General features: G+C 42.2%; 17 protein-coding genes. 15 read left to right on the forward strand and 2 right to left on the reverse strand.

Annotated elements, in window-relative coordinates:
• Position 1 precedes the first annotated feature (1 nt).
• The 11 genes from nuoG to A7P54_RS09070 all read left to right on the forward strand — a co-directional run bounded on the left by nuoG (position 2) and on the right by A7P54_RS09070 (position 13693).
• Entirely contained in the window at positions 2–2686 is a 2685-nt protein-coding gene (gene nuoG / locus A7P54_RS09020) for an NADH-quinone oxidoreductase subunit NuoG (protein WP_171549370.1), read from the forward strand.
• Positions 2687–2689: 3 nt separating this feature from the next.
• A complete protein-coding gene (gene nuoH / locus A7P54_RS09025) occupies positions 2690–3706 on the forward strand; it encodes an NADH-quinone oxidoreductase subunit NuoH (RefSeq protein ID WP_004804775.1) in 1017 nt (338 codons plus the stop codon).
• Between the two features lie 18 nt (positions 3707–3724).
• Positions 3725–4267 (forward strand): NADH-quinone oxidoreductase subunit NuoI, encoded by a 543-nt coding sequence (gene nuoI, locus A7P54_RS09030; RefSeq protein ID WP_004655439.1) that lies wholly within the window; start codon positions 3725–3727, stop codon positions 4265–4267.
• The gene (gene nuoJ, locus A7P54_RS09035; RefSeq protein ID WP_171061079.1) at positions 4267–4785 is read left to right on the forward strand and encodes an NADH-quinone oxidoreductase subunit J; all 519 of its coding nucleotides are present in this window, start codon (positions 4267–4269) and stop codon (positions 4783–4785) included. Before nuoI ends, nuoJ begins: the two co-directional genes overlap by 1 nt.
• Complete coding sequence (gene nuoK / locus A7P54_RS09040; RefSeq protein ID WP_004655436.1) at positions 4785–5093, forward strand: NADH-quinone oxidoreductase subunit NuoK; 309 nt, start codon at positions 4785–4787, stop codon at positions 5091–5093. Before nuoJ ends, nuoK begins: the two co-directional genes overlap by 1 nt.
• Entirely contained in the window at positions 5090–6985 is a 1896-nt protein-coding gene (nuoL, locus tag A7P54_RS09045; RefSeq protein WP_005191273.1) for an NADH-quinone oxidoreductase subunit L, read from the forward strand. The genes nuoK and nuoL overlap by 4 nt, the downstream gene beginning before the upstream one ends.
• 1 nt (position 6986) lies before the next feature.
• The gene (gene nuoM, locus A7P54_RS09050; protein ID WP_005191270.1) at positions 6987–8585 is read left to right on the forward strand and encodes an NADH-quinone oxidoreductase subunit M; all 1599 of its coding nucleotides are present in this window, start codon (positions 6987–6989) and stop codon (positions 8583–8585) included.
• A 3-nt stretch (positions 8586–8588) separates the two neighbouring features.
• Entirely contained in the window at positions 8589–10085 is a 1497-nt protein-coding gene (gene nuoN / locus A7P54_RS09055; RefSeq protein ID WP_005191265.1) for an NADH-quinone oxidoreductase subunit NuoN, read from the forward strand.
• 106 nt (positions 10086–10191) lie between these two features.
• Positions 10192–10827, forward strand: coding sequence for a uracil phosphoribosyltransferase (gene upp / locus A7P54_RS09060; protein WP_017402053.1), 636 nt, complete (start codon positions 10192–10194; stop codon positions 10825–10827).
• Positions 10828–10950: 123 nt separating this feature from the next.
• The gene (locus A7P54_RS09065) at positions 10951–11241 is read left to right on the forward strand and encodes a cold shock domain-containing protein (protein WP_004804787.1); all 291 of its coding nucleotides are present in this window, start codon (positions 10951–10953) and stop codon (positions 11239–11241) included.
• A 340-nt stretch (positions 11242–11581) separates the two neighbouring features.
• Positions 11582–13693: a TonB-dependent receptor gene (locus tag A7P54_RS09070; protein WP_171549680.1), complete on the forward strand. Its 2112-nt coding sequence runs from the start codon at positions 11582–11584 to the stop codon at positions 13691–13693.
• 49 nt (positions 13694–13742) lie between these two features.
• Here the strand turns inward: A7P54_RS09070 and gigC are convergent, their stop codons facing one another.
• The gene (gene gigC / locus A7P54_RS09075) at positions 13743–14627 is read right to left on the reverse strand and encodes a LysR family transcriptional regulator GigC (protein WP_004804792.1); all 885 of its coding nucleotides are present in this window, start codon (positions 14625–14627) and stop codon (positions 13743–13745) included.
• Between the two features lie 84 nt (positions 14628–14711).
• On the opposite strand from gigC, the gene A7P54_RS09080 reads away from it, so the two are divergent.
• Positions 14712–15473: a ferredoxin--NADP reductase gene (locus A7P54_RS09080; RefSeq protein ID WP_171549371.1), complete on the forward strand. Its 762-nt coding sequence runs from the start codon at positions 14712–14714 to the stop codon at positions 15471–15473.
• 22 nt (positions 15474–15495) lie between these two features.
• On the opposite strand, the gene A7P54_RS09085 is transcribed toward A7P54_RS09080, so the two are convergent.
• Positions 15496–15918, reverse strand: a complete 423-nt coding sequence (locus A7P54_RS09085; RefSeq protein ID WP_004804795.1) for a hypothetical protein — start codon at positions 15916–15918, stop codon at positions 15496–15498.
• A 203-nt stretch (positions 15919–16121) separates the two neighbouring features.
• Here A7P54_RS09085 and A7P54_RS09090 point away from each other — a divergent pair, with 203 nt between their 5' ends.
• From A7P54_RS09090 to A7P54_RS09100, 3 genes are all read left to right on the forward strand, one after another.
• On the forward strand, positions 16122–16322 hold the full coding sequence (locus A7P54_RS09090; RefSeq protein ID WP_004804796.1) for a hypothetical protein: 201 nt from the start codon (positions 16122–16124) through the stop codon (positions 16320–16322).
• Between the two features lie 229 nt (positions 16323–16551).
• On the forward strand, positions 16552–18189 hold the full coding sequence (locus A7P54_RS09095) for a mechanosensitive ion channel (RefSeq protein WP_171549372.1): 1638 nt from the start codon (positions 16552–16554) through the stop codon (positions 18187–18189).
• Positions 18190–18402: 213 nt separating this feature from the next.
• Positions 18403–18582, forward strand: a complete 180-nt coding sequence (locus A7P54_RS09100) for a hypothetical protein (RefSeq protein ID WP_004804800.1) — start codon at positions 18403–18405, stop codon at positions 18580–18582.
• Positions 18583–18609: the final 27 nt, after the last annotated feature.

Consider the following 18609-nt stretch of genomic DNA (forward strand, 5'->3'; position numbering starts at 1 on the left):
TATGGCTACAATTCATGTCGATGGAAAATCGTATGAAGTCAACGGCACTGAAAACTTGCTACAAGCATGTTTAAGCCTTGGCATCGACATCCCGTATTTTTGTTGGCACCCATCCTTAGGTTCTGTTGGTTCTTGTCGTCAATGTGCGGTGACTCAGTACGCAAATCCTGAGGACACACGTGGACGCTTGGTGATGTCATGTATGACACCTGCTGCCGACAATACCTATATTTCGATTGAAGACAAAGAAGCAACGGATTTTCGTGCATCGATTGTTGAATTCTTAATGACCAACCACCCGCACGACTGTCCAGTCTGTGAAGAAGGTGGTCACTGTCATTTACAAGATATGACCGTCATGACGCAACATGACCGTCGTCGCTATCGCTTTACCAAACGTACGCATCACAACCAAGAGTTGGGTTCGTTTATTGCGCATGAGATGAACCGTTGTATCGCATGTTATCGTTGTGTGCGTTACTACAAAGATTATGCGGGCGGTACGGACTTTGGTGTATATGCCAATGCTTCACGTGTTTACTTTGGTCGTCCAGAATCAGGCACTTTAGAGTCTGAATTCTCTGGTAACTTGACTGAAGTCTGCCCAACGGGTGTATTCACGGACAAGACACATTCAGCACGCTATAACCGTAAGTGGGACATGCAGTATGCGCCAAGCGTATGTCATGGCTGTTCTTCAGGTTGTAACATTTCTCCGGGCGAACGCTATGGCGAAATCCGTCGTGTTGAAAACCGTTTCAATGGTTCAGTCAACCAATACTTCCTTTGTGACAAAGGTCGTTTTGGTACAGGTTATGTGAATCGTGAAGATCGTCCACGTCAACCGCAGTTCCGCAATGGTGAAACTGTTGCGACTGTGAGTGTTGATCAGGCACTTGATCAAGTGATTACTCAACTTCAAGGCAAGAAAGTGTTAGGTATTGGTTCACCACGCGCAAGCTTGGAATCAAACTACGCATTGCGTGAATTGGTCGGACAAGACAATTACTCAACAGGTATGTCTCAAAAAGATCAAAACTTGGTTGAGTTAGCTGCATCAATTATGCAAACACAGGGTATCTATAACCCGAACATGCGTGAAATTGAAAGCTATGATGCGGTGTTGATCTTAGGTGAAGACTTAATTCAAACTGCGCCACGTATGGCATTGTCTGTTCGCCAAGCTGCGAAAAACAAAGCTAAAGAAATGGCTGCTGCAACACGTACACCAGACTGGTTAGCAGAACCTGTACAACGTATCGGTCAAGATGCAAAATCACCAATCTATATCCTTGCTGCAACACAAACGCGTTTAGCCGATGTTGCAACAGGTGAAGTGGTTGCATCACCAAATGATATCGCACGTTTAGGTTTCGCGGTTGCTGCTGCTGTTAAAGGTGAAGTGCTTTCTGGTTTAGCGGATGATGCCAAAGCATTTGCGCAAACCATTGCAGATACGCTGAAAGCTGCGAAAAAGCCATTGATTATCTCTGGTACCAGCTTACAAGATCCTGCAATCATGGAAGCTGCAGCTCAAGTTGCACAAAACTTAGGTGAACATGCAGGCTTGTCATTGACTGTTCCTGAAGTGAACTCAATGGGCTTGGCGCTGTTTGGTGGCTTAAGCTTAGAACAAGCATTTGCACAAGATTATGATGCAGTGGTTGTGATTGAAAATGACTTAACTCGTCGTTTACCAGTGGCTCAAGTGAAAGCTGCATTTGACAAGGCTGAAACTGTGATCGTACTCGATCATAGCGAAACTGAAACCTTGAAACTTGCAGATATCGTACTTTCGGCTGCAAGCTTTGCTGAAGGTGACGGTACTGTGGTCAGCCAAGAAGGCCGTGCACAACGGTTCTATCAAGTGTATGACCCAAGCTACTACAAGCCTGAATATGCGATCAAAGAATCATGGCGCTGGTTACATGCCATTGAGACAGGTCTCAAAGGCAAAGCAGTGGACTGGACATTGCTTGATGATGTGATTGATGACATCGTGAAAAATGTTCCTGTGCTTGCTGCAATTGAAGACGTTGCACCAGACGCTGGCTATCGTATCCACGGTTTGAAAATTGCACGTGAACCACGTCGTTACTCAGGTCGTACTGCAATGCGTGCACCGTTATCGGTTCACGAACCTAAGCAACCGACGGATATCGACTCTGCATTAACGTTCTCTATGGAAGGTTATGTAGGGAATCAAACTGCATCTTCATTGGTACCTTTCGCATGGTCTGCGGGTTGGAACTCACCACAAGCTTGGAACAAATACCAAGATGAAGTGGGTGGTCACTTAAAAGGTGGTGATTCAGGTGTTCGTTTATTCGATCGTTTAGCAAAACGTCCTGCACGTAGCTATGTTGCACCTTCAGCTGTTGTTGTGAATCCTGAAAGCTTCCGCCTTGTGCCAATGCACCATATTTTTGGTTCTGGCGAATTCACCATTAAAACACCTGCGATGGAATCTCGTATTCCTGAAGCAATGTTTGCTGTGGGTGAGCAAGATGCGACACGCTTAAATGTTCAAGATGGTCAACGTATTACAGTGAAAGCGGGTGAAACGAGTATTAGCTTGCCAGTACAAGTGATCGAATATTTACCAACAGGTTATATTGGTTACCCAATTGGTTTAGCACCAACTGTTTCATTGGCAGAGCCTGTTTCTGTGGCGGTAGGAGTGTAATTCATGAATCAAGAAATTATACGTCAAACGCCACTTTGGGCTGAGAACTGGCCAATCGCTTATTCAGTGATTCAGGCGATTGTGATCTTGCTGGTGGTGGTTTTGGTTGCTGCTTTGATGTCATTTATTGAGCGTCGTCTCTTGGCATTATGGCAAGACCGTTATGGCCCAAACCGTGTCGGTCCGGGTGGTATGTTCCAGATCGTTGCCGACATGCTCAAGATCATGTTCAAAGAAGACTGGACACCAAAGTTTGCTGATAAGTTGACTTTCCGTTTAGCACCAGCAGTTGCGATGGCAACTGCGGTACTTTCATTCATGGTGATTCCAGTAAGTCCTACACTGGGCGTTGCGGATATGAGTATCGGCCTATTGTTCTTTATGGCAATGGCGGGTATTGCAGTTTATGCAGTGTTATTTGGTGGTTGGGCGTCTAACAACAAATACTCATTACTCGGTGGTCTTCGTTCTGCTGCTCAAACCATTTCTTATGAAGTGTTCTTGGGTATCTCGTTGATGGGTGTGGTTGCGATTGCAGGTTCATTCAACCTTCGTGAGATTGTTGAAGCACAACGTGATATGTGGTTCATCATTCCTCAGTTCTTAGGTTTCTTGATCTTTGTGGTTGCGGGTGTTGCGGTCACGCACCGTCACCCATTTGACCAACCAGAAGCTGAACAAGAATTGGCTGAAGGTTACCATGTTGAATATGGTGGTATGAAGTGGGGGATGTTCTTCGTTGCGGAATACGTCAACGTTGTTTTGATCTCGGCTTTGATCGTGACTTTATTCTTCGGCGGATGGCTTGCACCGTTTAACTTAGAAATTCCATTTGTTCCACCATTATTCTGGTTCGTGATTAAAACAGCATTCTTTGTAATGATGTTTGTCTTGGCTCGTGGCTCGTTAATGCGTCCACGTTATGACCAAGTGATGAACTTTGGTTGGAAAGTTTGTTTGCCATTGGCGTTGGTCAACTTGTTAGTGACTGGTGCTGTGATTCTGATGAATCAGGCCTAGGACAGCAGGGAGTACAAAATGTATAAAATTCTAGCTGGCTTTGGATCGATTGTACGTTCGTTATGGATGGTGTTCAGCCATGTAACACGTAAACGTGACACGATCTTATATCCAGAAGTACCGGGTGAACAAATTGCGCCTCCACGCTATCGCGGTCGTATCGTATTAACGCGTGATCCAGATGGTGAAGAGCGTTGTGTGGCATGTAACCTTTGTGCGGTTGCATGTCCAGTGGGCTGTATTTCATTGCAAAAAGCGGAAAAAGAAGATGGACGTTGGTATCCAGAATTTTTCCGTATTAACTTCTCTCGCTGCATTTTCTGCGGTATGTGTGAAGAAGCATGTCCAACCACAGCGATTCAGATGACACCAGATTTCGAACTTGGTGAATATGTACGTCAAGACTTGGTGTATGAGAAAGAAAACTTACTCATTTCTGGACCTGGTAAATATCCTGACTACAACTTCTATCGTGTCACTGGTATGGCTGTGAGCGGTAAAGAAAAAGGTCAAGCACAAAAAGAAAGTGCACCAGTAGATGTACGGAGCTTATTACCATGATGTGGCCATTTTATTTGATGGCACTTGTGGCCATTGTTTCGACAGTACGTGTTGTGACCAACACCAATCCTGTGCATGCATTACTTAGCTTGATCGTTTCTCTTCTTGCGGTTGCTGGCATTTTCATGATCGTGGGTGCGCCGTTTGCGGCTGCCCTTGAGATCATCGTTTATGCAGGTGCGATCATGGTCTTGTTCGTCTTCGTTGTCATGATGTTGAACCTTGGACAAGATACCATTGAACAAGAAAGCAAATGGTTGACTTCAGATGCTTGGGCTTTTCCTGCACTGATGAGCTTTTTATTGGGCTTAATCTTGGTGTGGATGCTCGGTGGTGAATACACCACGATTTCTGCGCCAATGGGTACAGAAGTTGTTGGACCTAAAGCAGTCGGTCAAGCACTATTTACTCACTATCTATTATTGGTAGAAGTTGCCGCGATGTTATTGCTTGCAGCACTTGTTGCAGCATTCCACTTAGGCAAACGTGAACCAGGTGCAGAAGAGGATAAAGAATAATGGGACACATCCCTTTAGAACATGGTTTGATCGTTGCAACCATCCTTTTTGCACTGGGTTTTTACGGTGTAATGGTGCGACGCAACCTTTTATTTATGCTAATGAGCCTTGAGGTGATGATGAATGCTGCTGCGTTGGCATTCGTCTTGGCAGGTAGTGTTTGGGCTCAGCCAGATGGACAGATCATGTTCATTTTGATCCTGACGCTTGCTGCAGCAGAGGCATGTATTGGTCTTGCGATCGTCCTTCAGTTTTATCATCGCTTCCATCACTTGGATGTGGATGCTGCTAGTGAGATGCGCGGATGAGTACATTATATTTAACCGTTTTATTTCCGCTCATTGGTTTTATCCTTTTAGCGGCAGGGCGTGACAAACTTTCTGAAAATGTAGCTGCCATTATTGGCGTCGGTTCAGTGGGCTTATCTGCGTTATTTGCTTTAATTGCCGGTCTTGCATTTACCAGCAGTGGTCAAACCGTTTTTGTTCAACACTTATGGACTTGGTTCAGTGTTGGCGGTTTTGAGCCAGGCATCAGCTTACATTTAGACGGCTTATCATTATTGATGACAGGTATGGTCACAGGTGTTGGCTTCCTGATTCATATCTTCGCATCATGGTATATGCGTGGTGAAGAAGGTTATGCGCGTTTCTTCTCTTATTTCAACCTATTCGTTGCCAGCATGTTGTTGTTGGTATTGGGCGATAACTTGGCGTTATTGTTCTTAGGTTGGGAAGGTGTAGGTCTGTGCTCTTACTTATTGATTGGTTTCTACTACTCAAACCCTGCAAATGGCTGGGCTGCAATCAAGGCATTCACCGTAACACGTGTGGGTGATGTATTCTTACTCATCGCATTGTTCTTGCTCTATCAACAATTTGGTACGTTGAATATTCAGTACATTGTTGAAAATGCAGCGACGGTCATGACGCAAAGCTCATCATTGTCGATCTGGACAGCATTGATGTTGTTCTTGGGTGCAGCGGGTAAATCAGCGCAAATTCCATTACAAACTTGGTTAGCTGATGCGATGGCTGGTCCTACACCAGTATCTGCATTGATCCATGCTGCAACAATGGTTACAGCAGGTGTGTACTTATGCTGCCGTATGTTCTCTGTGATGGAAATGGCACCAGAAGTCATGCAGTTCATCTCGATTACAGGTGCTGTGACTTTGCTGGTCGCTGGCTTTGCCGCATTGGTGCAAACCGATATCAAACGTATCTTGGCTTACTCAACCATGAGTCAGTTGGGTTATATGTTTATGGCAGTGGGTGCTGAAGCATACCAAGCTGGTTTATTCCACATGTTGGCTCACGCATTCTTCAAAGCGTTATTGTTCCTTTCTTCAGGTGCCGTAATTCTTGCATGTCATCATGAACAAAACATTTTCAAAATGGGTGGATTACGTCACAAGATTCCATTCGTATTCTGGTGTTTCGTGATCGGTGGTGGCGCATTGGCAGCACTTCCAATCGTGACTGTTGGCTTCTTCTCTAAAGATGCGATCTTGGGTGCAGTCTATGCACAGTCTACAATTGCAAATCTTCCGCTTTACAATACGTTGTATTGGGTTGGTGTTGCGGGTGCATTCTTAACGTCTATCTATACTTTCCGTTTAATCTGGGTGGTATTCTTCGGCGAAGAGAAAACCCATGCACATGCGATTCATGGCGTCACTTACTGGGGGCCGCTTGCAATTCTTGCTGCGTTATCAACAGGTATCGGCTACTTCCTACAAGCGCCAGTTGCAAAATTATTGACTGCTGCAAGCATTCCAAGTTTTGTTGTTCCTGAGAGCTTAGAGGCAGCTGTTGCACATGCTGAACATTTAGCAAGTGGTGTTGCCCTCGCTGGTTTAGCTGTGGGTATCTTCTTGTTTGCTTTTGCATACGGTGCAGTAAAAGCTTTTGCTCAAACATCTTTGGGTTCAGGTTTAGCGCACATTTGCCGTACAGCATTTGGTTTCGATGCTTTGTATGACATCGTATTTGTAAAACCTTATTTATTGATTGCGAAAATTTTAGGTCGTGATCCAGTTGACGGTTTATGGTTAGTACTCCCTGCAATTGTGAAGGGTGGTAATAGCTTTACAAGTTCGCGTCAAACAGGTTCATTACGTGAATACGCTTCAAGCATGTCACTCGGTGTAGTGGTGTTATTGATGATCTTGATCGTGATTCAGGTTGTGGGGAAATAAAATGGAAAACAATTTAATTTTACCCGCACTGATTTTAGTTCCTTTCATTGCTGGTTTTATTTGTTGGTTAGTCGATAAATACGACCAACATTTGCCGCGCTGGATTGCCTTGATTGGTATGTTGATTACCTTCGGTTTGGGCATTGCACTGTGGCAAAGTGGTACATTTAGCTACGAGTTGGGCGGTAAAGTCCCGACTTGGGCGGCTGAATTCCATCTTCCATGGATTCAGACTTTAGGCATTAGCATTCACTTAGCGGTGGATGGTTTATCTTTACTCATGGTGTTGTTGACTGCATTACTGGGTGTACTTGCAGTTGGCTGTTCATGGGGTGAGATTCAAAAGAACGTTGGTTTCTTCCATTTAAACTTACTTTGGAGTTTGGGTGGGGTCATCGGTGTATTCTTGGCGATTGACTTATTCTTGTTCTTCTTCTTCTGGGAGATGATGCTCGTACCAATCTACTTCTTGATTGCGTTATGGGGACACTCTGGGTCGAATGGTCGTTCGCGTGTTTATGCTGCAACTAAATTCTTCTTATATACTCAAATCGCTGGTTTGATCATGTTGATCGGTATCTTGGGCCTTGTGGTCTATGGATACATGATGACAGGTATGATCGGTTTCGATTACAACTATCTATTGGCTGTTGCGAACCACTTACCACCTGAAGTTGCTTATGCATTCATGCTGTGTTTCTTCATCGGTTTTGCGGTGAAATTACCAGTATTCCCATTACACGGTTGGTTACCTGATGCACATGCTCAAGCACCAACAGCGGGTTCTGTGGATTTAGCGGGTATCTTAATTAAAACAGCTGCGTACGGTTTGCTTCGTTTCGTAATTCCATTCTTCCCGGCTGCATCAGCACAATTTGCTGATATCGCCATTATTTTGGGTCTGATTGGTATTTTCTACGGTGCATTCTTAGCGTACCAACAAACAGATATGAAACGCTTACTTGCGTACACGTCTATTTCGCACATGGGTTTCATCTTACTTGCAATTTATGCAGGTAATATCCTGACATTCCAAGGCCTCATGATCATGATGTTGGCACATGGCTTGTCATCTGCTGCATTGTTCATTATGTCGGGTCAAGTGTACGAGCGTTTACATACACGTGATTTACGCTTGATGGGTGGTCTTCGTGGCCAACTGCAATACTTGCCATTCTTCTTAATGTTCTTTGTTGCAGCATTGGTTGGTGTGCCAGGTCTAGGTAACTTTATTGGTGAATTCCTGATCTTGATGGGTTCATTCAAAGCTTATCCAGCGTTCACGATCATTGCAGCAGTGAGCTTGGTATTTGCGGGTCTTTATGGTCTGATTCTGATTCACAAAGCATTGTTTGGTGAACCAAACCCAGAGCAAAAACAGCACTATACCAGTCCGCTTAAAGATCTATCTGCACGTGAAGTCACTATTTTGATGATCTGTGCGATCGGTTTGGTTTGGTTAGGTATTTACCCGCAAACATTCTTGGATATGTCTCATTCAAGCATGCAATGGTTAGTAAATAGTTATATGCCAGTACAAGAAGTTGTCGAAACTGTCCAACAAGCAGCAACTCAACTTGAACATGTGGAGATGCAATAAATCATGAACTTCACAATTTCTTTTTCTGAGCTAATGCCACTTGCTCCCGTGATGATTGTGGCTTTGACCGCAATCGTCGTGATGTTATTAACTGCGATTAAGCGTAATCACAATCTGATTGCAACAACTTCGGTTGTGGGTTTAAACCTTGCTGCAATTTATATTGGATACACCATGTTTAGTGGGCACTTTGCACCAGTAAACGTGATGGGTATGTTCATGGTTGATCCATTTACCATGCTCTATCAATTCCTGATTCTGATTGCTGCTTTAGCGTGCTGTACTTTATCTCATGCCTATATTGAGACCTATAAGGACAACCGCGAAGAGTTGTATATCTTGTTACTGTGCTCAGTGACAGGTGCAATGTTGTTGGTTTCAAGCTCACACTATGCAGCATTCTTCATCAGCCTAGAGTTGATGTCGATTCCTGTATACGGCATGTTGGCGTATACCTATCAACGTAGTCAGTCTTTGGAGGCGGGGATTAAATACCTTGTGCTTTCAGCGACTGCTTCTGCAATGTTGCTCATGGGTATGGCTTATATCTATGCATACACAGGTTCATTGTCATTCTATGACTCTGTTCAGGCATTGTTTGCTGCGATCAAACAACCAATGGTGTTATTGGGCTTAGGTTTAATTACCTTTGCTGTTGCATTCAAACTTTCACTTGCGCCATTCCATAAATGGACGCCAGATGTGTATGCAGGTGCGCCAGCACCTATGGCAACCTTCTTGGCAACGGCTGCGAAAGTTGCAACGATTGGTCTATTTGTACGTTACTTACTGACTTCTGGTGCAATCTTGGTTGAATCATTAGTGACAGTCATTACCATCATTGCGGTATTGTCGATCGTGGTGGGTAACTTACTTGCAGTTCGTCAAGTCAACTTGAAACGTATCTTGGGTTATTCATCGATTGCACACTTCGGTTATTTGTTGATTGCTTTAATTAGCATGACTTATGCAAGCCTAGGTAGCGTGACGGTTTATGTAATTACCTATGTATTGACCACAATCGGTGCATTTGGTGCGGTTGCATTAATGTCGAGTCCGTATAACAACGTCGATGAAGCACAAAGCCTTGCAGACTACCGTGGTTTGTTCTGGCGCCGTCCGATCTTGACTGCAACTTTAACTGTGATGATGCTGTCTTTAGCCGGTATTCCATTAACAGCAGGCTTCATTGGTAAGTTCTTGGTGGTGATGGCTGCGGTGACAACGCAACACTGGTTCTTGGCTGCAATGATCGTGGTGGGTAGTGGTATCGGTTTGTATTACTACTTACGTGTGATGGTGGTGATGTATATGACTCCACCAGATGTACCACGTATTGATGCGGATGCTCATTGGGGAAGTAAAGTCGGTGGTCTTATGGTCCTCGCTGCTGCGTTATTAGTATTGGTGATGGGTGTTTATCCAGATCCAATGATTAACTTAGCATTGAAGGCAGAGATCCTTTCTCCATTGCACTTTATGTTGTCTCAACAACAGTAATCGTCGGATTTGTACAAAAAAGCCTCCAAAGTTGGAGGCTTTTTTATTGATGAGTAAAAAAACACTTTATAATGGAGTGAGATTAATATTACCTAGGTACTCATTCGTGTCGATTCAAGAAATCCGTCATCCGCTTATTCGCCATAAACTTGGTTTATTACGTCGTTCAGATATTAGTACCAAGAACTTCCGTGAATTAGCGCAAGAAGTCACGATGTTACTGACTTATGAAGCAACAAAGGATCTTCCTGTTGTTGATCATGAAATTGATGGGTGGGCAGGGAAAGTCTCAACTCAGCGTATCGCAGGGAAGAAAATCACCATTGTTCCAATCTTGCGTGCTGGTATTGGTATGCTTGAGGGCGTTCTTAGCCTGATTCCAAGCGCGAAAGTGAGTGTTTTAGGTTTAGAGCGTGATGAAGCAACTTTAGAAGTACGTACTTACTATAAAAAGTTGGTGCCTGATGTTGCCAATCGTTTAGCCATGATTATTGATCCAATGCTTGCAACAGGTAATTCTTTAATTGCTGCGATTGATGTATTGAAAGCAAGTGGCTGTAAAGATATTCGTGTCATGGTCTTGGTTGCCGCGCCAGAAGGTGTTGCGAAAGTAGAAGCTGCACATCCAGATGTGTTGATCTATACCGCATCGATTGACCAAGGTCTGAATGAAGAAGGCTATATTGTTCCTGGTCTGGGTGATGCTGGCGACAAGATTTTTGGTAGTGTTCAAAAAGACTGATTTTTGAAACATTCATAAAAAGAGACTTGATCTCATCCTGAAGCTGTTTTGGGAGTAGATTGAAAGTCTCTTTTTTATTTTTATATACTGTGATGATCAGATTTGCAAAGTAGGATAAATGTCATGAAGCAAGAGTTCTATCAGGGAAAAATTAAACAATATAATCCAGACAAAGGCTTTGGCTTTATTGGAACCTCTGAAGGGGATGTGTTTTTTCATATTTCAGAGTATCCCGCTGGTGGCGAGCCGAAAAGAAATGAAAAAGTGAAATTTGTGGTCGTTGAAAATGACGGAAAGTACAAAGCCACAAAAATTGAGCTTGTTGATCCAAATCCAGCGAAAACCAGAAAAACTAAAATAGCGACGCACAATAATTCAATCACATCAGAGTTGTTATCTAACTTCAGACGCTAATTTTTCTGGTTTGATTTGAACTTGTTTTTAAAGCTCAAAAGAGAAGAGGCGTTTAGCCTCTTTTGCTTTCTATCAGTATTGCTTCTCGATTGGCCTATTGTAGCTAATCAGCTGTTTCACTGAGTCTGAGAGAAAAGCATTTCATCGGTTATTAAGTTAAAAATAAATTATGTGAATTCTCATGATGAGATTTTTTATATTCATTAAATAAATGGGTATCATTTTATTAATGATTTTTATTATCATTTGTAAATTTATCTTATATACTGTGGTCAAATTTTTATCGGGGTTTGATCACTTGAAAAAGAATATATTATTTTTATCTCTCATTACTTTACCCATGTTTGCTGTTGCTGAAGACAATACCGTTTTGCCAACGATTACGGTAAAAGCTGATCAACAAGAGAGTTATGCTGCTGGTAAGCTCAAGAAAAATTCAAATTTGGGTAGCTTAGGCAATAAATCTACTATTGATACCCCGTTTTCTGTTACGACTTATTCGGATAAGTTGATTCAAGATCAGCAAGCTGCCACTGTTTCAGAAGTATTAAGAAATGATCCAAGTATTCGTGAAACAACCAATGCTGGACATTTAAATGAAAATGTTCAGATTCGTGGTTTTAGCGTTGGATTTGAAGACTATAACCTAAATGGCCTGTTTGGAATGGCGCCGACTGGGCGTATTCCTACAGATATTCTTGAGTCAGTCACTTTGTTAAAAGGCCCAAATGCTTTAGTTGCTGGGATGGCGCCAGCAGGTAGTGTTGGTGGCGTTGTCATGGCTCAGACTAAACGTGCCAATCAAGATTTGACGCAAGTTTCAGCGAGTTATGAAGATGGGGGATACTATAAATCAGGTTTTGATGTATCCCGTCGCTTAGGCGCAAATAATGAATTTGGTATCAGAGCGAGTGGTTCATATGGTACAGGGGAACATCTTATTGATGGAATGGATGATACCAATGCAACTGGCGTACTCGCACTTGACTATACGACAGACAAATTAAAGTTAAATTTTGATGCCTATGCGATGCGAGATGATCGTGAAGGTGGCTCACCAGCAATGGTCTCAATGGGAACAATTAAGCAAGTGATTGCAGCTCCTGATGGTAATAATAACTATTTTCCAAAAATTGAAGGAACGCAGAGTAGCCAATATGCTGGGTTATCAGGTGAATACAAGTTCAGTCCAGATTTAAAAGTGTTTGCAGGGGTTGGATATACTGAAAAAGAATATTCAGGCCATCTTTTTGGTACGCGAATGATTGTACAAAATGCTAAAACAGGTGCTGCAACATCTCAATATTATCGAGTAGGGACTCAGGAACACAATGTTGCTGCAAATACGGGTCTTGAAGCAAAGTTTGAAACAGGAAGTATCAAACATACTGTTGGCGTTCGAGCAGATTATTTAACGCGTAAATATTGGCAGCATTATAATAATAAAAATGCAGGATATATCCTTCCAACAACAAACTTTGATACGAATTTATACAACCCCTCATCTGATGGCGCTATGCCAACAGCATCTCCATATATTGGACCATATGCAGATAATAAATATGTGAGCTACACTTTAACTGACCAGATTTCTTTGTTGAACGATAAGTTAGAGTTCATTTTAGGCGCACGTTATCAAGAAATTGATACTAGAACTATACCTGCCTATGCCGCAAGTAGTTACAGTGACGATAAAATTTCACCTAGTCTTGCAATCATTCTAAAACCTTTTGGTGAGAATATATCTTTTTATGCAAGTTATGTTGAAGGCTTATCTGAAGGAAAATCTCTTACCGATCTAAGCTATAAAGATGATATAAACTATAATAAAACTTTTGCTCCTTACCAGACTAAACAATATGAATTGGGTGCAAAAGTTCAGCAAGGCTCATGGCTAAATACGTTGGCGATATATCAAATTGAAAAACCTGATTTGATGACAACCAAGTTTACGACCCCTGATGCAAATAAGAAAACACAAATGACTACAGACGATGCTAAAACTCGTTCACGTGGTATTGAGTGGACGTTTGCTGGCAATTTAACTCAAGATTTGAGTGTAATTGGAAATATGGCTTATATCGATGCAAAATATAAGAAAACAGCTCTGGCAACAACGACAGGCAAAACCATATATGGTATTCCCGATTTTACAGCGGGGTTGAACCTTAATTATGAAATTCCAACTCTAGATGGTTTAAGCTTAAATGCTGGGGCTACCTATGTAAGCAAACAGTATTTAAATAGCGATAACTCTTTAGAATTGCCTGATTACACTATTTTTGACTTAGGTGCTAAGTACGCGACTAAACTTGGTGGTGTAAATACAACTTTTAGAGCGAATGTTGATAACGTTGCCGATAAAAAGCACTGGGCAGGTGTATTTAACAGTGATTATGCCATTATTGGTGCAGGTCGTACCTATAAATTGGGTGTGAGTTTCGATTTCTAAATGAAAATAAAAAACGCTTCCTATTGGAAGCGTTTTTTATTGCGATGAATTAAACCTGATGTTCGCAAAATTGTAAAAAGGCTTTCAGTCCAGGTCCTTGGTACTTTTGACGATGCACGAGCATGTAGAGCGGGCGGGTCAATTGCCAGAATGGGGTATCCAAGATTACCAGTTGGCCTTTTTCTTGTAGCGGTTCAATCGCTAGGCGTGACACGCATGACATGCCTAAACCACCCGCCACAATTTTTAAGATCGCTTCATTATGACCCAGTGTTAAACGGATATTGGCATCGGGTAAATCTTGCAAAATGGCATTATCAAACACTTCACGAGTGCCTGAGCCTTCCTCACGTAGAATCCATTCCACATCTAGGAAATCAGTTGGACTCACGGGGCGATTCAACTGTGCTAAGGGATGATCAGGCGCACAACATACGGCTAGCTCATCATCACGCCAATGGATACATTGCAGTTGAGGTAAATGACAAGACCCTTCGATCAAGGCCAGATCCAATTGGAATTGATTGACTGCTTCAATCATTTGACGGGTATTGCCCACTTGCAGTTGCAGATGTGCTTGTGGATGACGTTGTAAAAATTCAGCCATCAAATCTGGCATTAAATAATCACTAATTGTAAGTGTTGCACCTAAACGTAGATCAATGCTTTGTAATTCACCCTTAGCCGCTTGTTCAAAAGAGTCACAGCGACCTAAAATTTCTAAAGCTTGTGGGAGTAAAAAACGTCCCAAATCATTGAGCTGCAATCGTTTACCCAAACGATCAAAGAGTGGTGCACCTAGGCCATCTTCTAAATCTGCTAAAGCCATACTTGCCGCACTTTGTGTAAGTCGGACAGCATCACTCGCTTTGGTTACCGTTCCTTCTTGAGCGACCGCCACGAAAACAGCCAACTGGCGTAATGTCATGCGCATGTTAAATAGCCTTAATGTTTTGAGTATCCATCAATTATTCGATCATGCTAACATGAGCGCACTGTTTCATGCCACGTTCTCATCATGTCAATTGAAAAATTTAGCGTAGAAAAGGTTTTATCTGTACACCGTTGGACTCATAATCTTTTTAGCTTCACCATGACCCGACCAGCTCATTTTAAATTTACCGCAGGTCAGTTCGCACGTATTGGTTTAATGGTTGAAGGGGAGCTGGTTGTTCGTGCTTATTCAGTTGTCTCTTCACCTTTTGATGAAACATTAGAATTCTTTTCAATTGTTGTGCCTGATGGTGCTTTTACCTCGAATCTACAACACCTCAAAGTCGATGATGAGTTGTATCTGGAAAAAATTTCCTATGGCTATTTAACGCTGGCACGTTATCAACAACCTTTACCACAGGATTTATGGTTATTGGGAACAGGCACGGGGCTTGCGCCGTTTTTATCGATGTTACAAGACTTTGAAACATGGAATAAATATCAGCAGATCAATCTGGTGTATAGCGTACGGACTGAATCTGAGTTGGCTTATGTCGAGCGTATCCAAGAGATTGCGGCCTTATTTGGCGAAGGGCATACGGGCTTTAAGTTCATTCCAATCATTACCCGTGATCCGAATGCAGCCCTGCATGATCGTTTACCTGTTTTAATTGGCAATGGTGAATTAGAAAAAGCAGCAGAGCTCTCTTTTAACCGAGACAGTAGTCATGTGATGTTATGTGGCAATCCACAAATGGTGGAAGATACCAAAGAAGCCCTGAAGCAACGCGGTTTGATTATGAATCGCCGCGGCGAAGGCAATATTGCCGTAGAGAATTATTGGTAGAAGAGTGCTGAATGGATATGTCTTAATGTACAAACATATCCATAAATTCACGAATTTCTTGAATGGCGGTATCGACATCCGTGGTTAACCAAGTCGGTTCAAACAAGCCAATATAATGCTCTAGGCGATCTTGCGGGACCACCAGACGGACAGGACAATCTTCTTCGAGTAAGCGCCAAGGCAGGATCGGCACTTCATTGTCCAAAAATGGTTGTACATTGCGAATATCGACAATCATCGCATTGATACAATCTGGCAATGGCATCACCGAAAACTCTTCTGTACGACGGCGAAAGTATTCTAAATCGCCCCATTTCAGAATATAGCTCGGCTTATTGAACTCAATAATTCCAATCAAATGTTCATCGCGTGTGTGATGTAAAAAACATTGATGCGTCACATCAGTGTCTAATTCAAGAGAAACGCTTTGTTGGCTATAGGACATAAAGCAGAACGGCTGAGAAAGGAGGCGCATATTATAGCTTATTTTAACGCATTCTAAAACCGACTATATTTTAAACAAAAAATAAATAAAAGAAAGTAGAGTTCTGCAACCAGTGCAACGATAGTCCGAAGCTTTTTCACACAATGCAACACTGGGTATTGCTAATATAAAACTTGAAAAGTAAAAGGATGAGGGCTGCTATCATGCATGATTTTAGTAAGCCACAGCCTCATGTGGCCAGCAAAGAAGAAATTACCAAAAAGAGAAGATTACCCGTTTATATTTTGATTATGGTCGGAATCTTCCTGATTGCATTACTTGTTTATATGGTTGCTGATCATTCAGCCAATCCAACTGCTCAAGTGATCATGTCACATATGCAGTCGGCCATTCTGAATGCTTAAGCAAGCATATCTTTAGACCAAAACCAATTCATAATAAAGCTCATTGGTGTGAATCAATGAGCTTTTTTGCAATATTGTGAGACTTTTTTGTTGTATTAGTGATGCCATTGATTGATTGGAAAATAGACAAAAACTAAGGTGGAAGCATCCATAAATCATGTTCTTCATTGCAGAACGTTCTTAGGTGGATGCGTATCAAGATTTAAAAACACAATATAAGGATAACAACATGAATGATTTTTTTAGTGACCCCTCCAATCGTGGAGGATTTGATGCAATGTATTATTGGGATCAGTTTCATCCTATTTTTGCTGCAGTTGTCATCCTGCTTGTAGGGTGGATTGTTGCTTTAGTGATTGCAGCAGGTGTTAAAAAATTACTGCAAAAGCTTGATACCAATCATAAATTGTCTTCTGCAACAGGCCGTACTCCAAATATTGAAAATCTGGTCTCCAAACTGGTGTTCTGGTTTGTGATGATTCTCGCTGTAGTTGGCGCACTCAATGTTCTAAATATCAGTGGGGTCAGTGATCCCTTTAGCAATATGGTTGGTCGCGTGTTGGCCTATATACCTAACTTGCTGGCAGCAGTCGCCGTGGGCTTTATTGGCTGGATTATCGCACGTCTGGTTCGTGCGGGGCTGACCAATGTACTTTCTAAAACTGAACTCGATGAGAAGCTGAGTGGCGAAGTTGGTGTCAGTTCACTCAGTAGCAATATTGGTGAAATTTTCTATTGGTTAGTGTTATTACTGTTCTTACCTATTGTCTTATCAATTCTGGGTTTAACAGGGCTTTTAATTCCCGTACAAAACATGGTCAATGAAGCAATTGCTTATCTACCGAACCTGTTTATTACGGCTGTGATCATTTTCGTGGGCTATGTGTTAGCGAAAATTGTAAGAGGAATTGTTGAAGGCTTAAGTAATAGTCTGGGTTTACAGGCGCAAGCTGAAAAAGTTGGCTTATTTAAGAACTCAAATGTTGCTAAATTTTTAGGTTCATTTGTATTTGCCATCATTATTATTACCACTTTAATTGTGGCTTTTGAAGCCTTGGGTATCCAAGCAATTTCTCAACCTGCAACCGCCATGCTCAATCAAATCATGTATGCAATTCCACAAATCATTGCAGCAGGTTTGATTTTAATTGTGGCTTATATCGTTTCCCGTTTTGTGGGACGTTTAGTGGCTGAACTGATTTCTGGAGCTGGGGTAGATGAAATCCCGATGAAGCTGGATTTACAACGCTTCTTGGGACAAACCCGTGTTTCTGATGTGATCGGTTGTTTAATTGTTTTCTTTACAATGCTGTTTGCGGTTTCAGAGGCGGCCAATCGACTTGGATTAGAACAGGTCAGTGTACTGATAGCGATGTTTATCCAGTTTGGCGCCAGTATCCTACTTGGTGCGGTGATTCTAGTGATCGGTTTCTGGTTAGCCAATGTGGTCGCCAATATCGTACAACGTGGTGAATACAACAGTTCACGCTGGTTAAGCAATTTAGTCCGTATCTTAATTATGGGCTTAGTGATTGCAATGGGCTTAAAAGCCATGGGTATTGCTGACTCGATTGTGAATTTGGCTTTCGGTTTAACACTTGGTTCAGTTGCAGTCGCATTTGCATTGGCCTTTGGCCTTGGAGGACGTCAACCTGCAGAACGTTTGCTGACGGATCTTTTAGATAAAGCAAAAACTGAGGGCAATAAACCAAATCCATTACATAAGGATGAGGTTAAGCCAGTAGTTCCTGTGAGCCCAACACCAACAGCATCAACGACTCCAGTAAATCCTGTGAGTCCGACGCCAACGTCATCAGATACTCCGGCGAATCCAACACCACCAACTCCGCCGTATTCGGATGAATAGAAAAAATAATCTTTGATTTTTTTAATCAATTCGACCACTCTAAGCAGGGTGGTCGTTTTGTTTGTATCGGCGCTATTGGCTTTTGTTTTGGATTGCGATTGGATATTTTGAGTAAAGTTAGAGGGTTTAAATAACAAATTTGACCTCAAAAGCAATTCATTTATAGCTAAAGTATCAATAGTCTCTAAATAAAAAGTCTATAGGAGAATGAACATGAAGAGGCCAAATCGAGTATTCGCACCGATTATTATTGCAGGCATTACTGTAGGGTTCTTGGCGAGTGCTTATAAATTTGTTGTTGCTAAATCAAACTCTTCTAAAGAGAGACCCATTGAAAATACACAACAAATCGCAACTTCAGAAGCGGCAAATTCTTCAGACCACCAAAACTGAAACAGATTTTATTGAACGTAGCCTGAA

Source organism: Acinetobacter sp. Ac_3412, assembly GCF_013072675.1.
Lineage (GTDB): Bacteria > Pseudomonadota > Gammaproteobacteria > Pseudomonadales > Moraxellaceae > Acinetobacter > Acinetobacter higginsii.

Excerpts from the sequence above, each read along its gene's own strand:
- nuoN (WP_005191265.1), top strand. The coding sequence starts at position 8,589 with ATGAACTTCACAATTTCTTTTTCTGAGCTAATGCCACTTGCTCCCGTG.
- A7P54_RS09080 (WP_171549371.1), top strand. The coding sequence starts at position 14,712 with ATGTCAATTGAAAAATTTAGCGTAGAAAAGGTTTTATCTGTACACCGT.
- A7P54_RS09070 (WP_171549680.1), top strand. The coding sequence starts at position 11,582 with ATGTTTGCTGTTGCTGAAGACAATACCGTTTTGCCAACGATTACGGTA.
- A7P54_RS09100 (WP_004804800.1), top strand. The coding sequence starts at position 18,403 with ATGAAGAGGCCAAATCGAGTATTCGCACCGATTATTATTGCAGGCATT.
- nuoH (WP_004804775.1), top strand. The coding sequence starts at position 2,690 with ATGAATCAAGAAATTATACGTCAAACGCCACTTTGGGCTGAGAACTGG.
- nuoL (WP_005191273.1), top strand. The coding sequence starts at position 5,090 with ATGAGTACATTATATTTAACCGTTTTATTTCCGCTCATTGGTTTTATC.
- nuoJ (WP_171061079.1), top strand. The coding sequence starts at position 4,267 with ATGTGGCCATTTTATTTGATGGCACTTGTGGCCATTGTTTCGACAGTA.
- A7P54_RS09090 (WP_004804796.1), top strand. The coding sequence starts at position 16,122 with ATGCATGATTTTAGTAAGCCACAGCCTCATGTGGCCAGCAAAGAAGAA.
- gigC (WP_004804792.1), bottom strand. The coding sequence starts at position 14,627 with ATGCGCATGACATTACGCCAGTTGGCTGTTTTCGTGGCGGTCGCTCAA.
- nuoK (WP_004655436.1), top strand. The coding sequence starts at position 4,785 with ATGGGACACATCCCTTTAGAACATGGTTTGATCGTTGCAACCATCCTT.
- A7P54_RS09095 (WP_171549372.1), top strand. The coding sequence starts at position 16,552 with ATGAATGATTTTTTTAGTGACCCCTCCAATCGTGGAGGATTTGATGCA.
- nuoM (WP_005191270.1), top strand. The coding sequence starts at position 6,987 with ATGGAAAACAATTTAATTTTACCCGCACTGATTTTAGTTCCTTTCATT.
- A7P54_RS09065 (WP_004804787.1), top strand. The coding sequence starts at position 10,951 with ATGAAGCAAGAGTTCTATCAGGGAAAAATTAAACAATATAATCCAGAC.
- nuoI (WP_004655439.1), top strand. The coding sequence starts at position 3,725 with ATGTATAAAATTCTAGCTGGCTTTGGATCGATTGTACGTTCGTTATGG.
- nuoG (WP_171549370.1), top strand. The coding sequence starts at position 2 with ATGGCTACAATTCATGTCGATGGAAAATCGTATGAAGTCAACGGCACT.
- A7P54_RS09085 (WP_004804795.1), bottom strand. The coding sequence starts at position 15,918 with ATGTCCTATAGCCAACAAAGCGTTTCTCTTGAATTAGACACTGATGTG.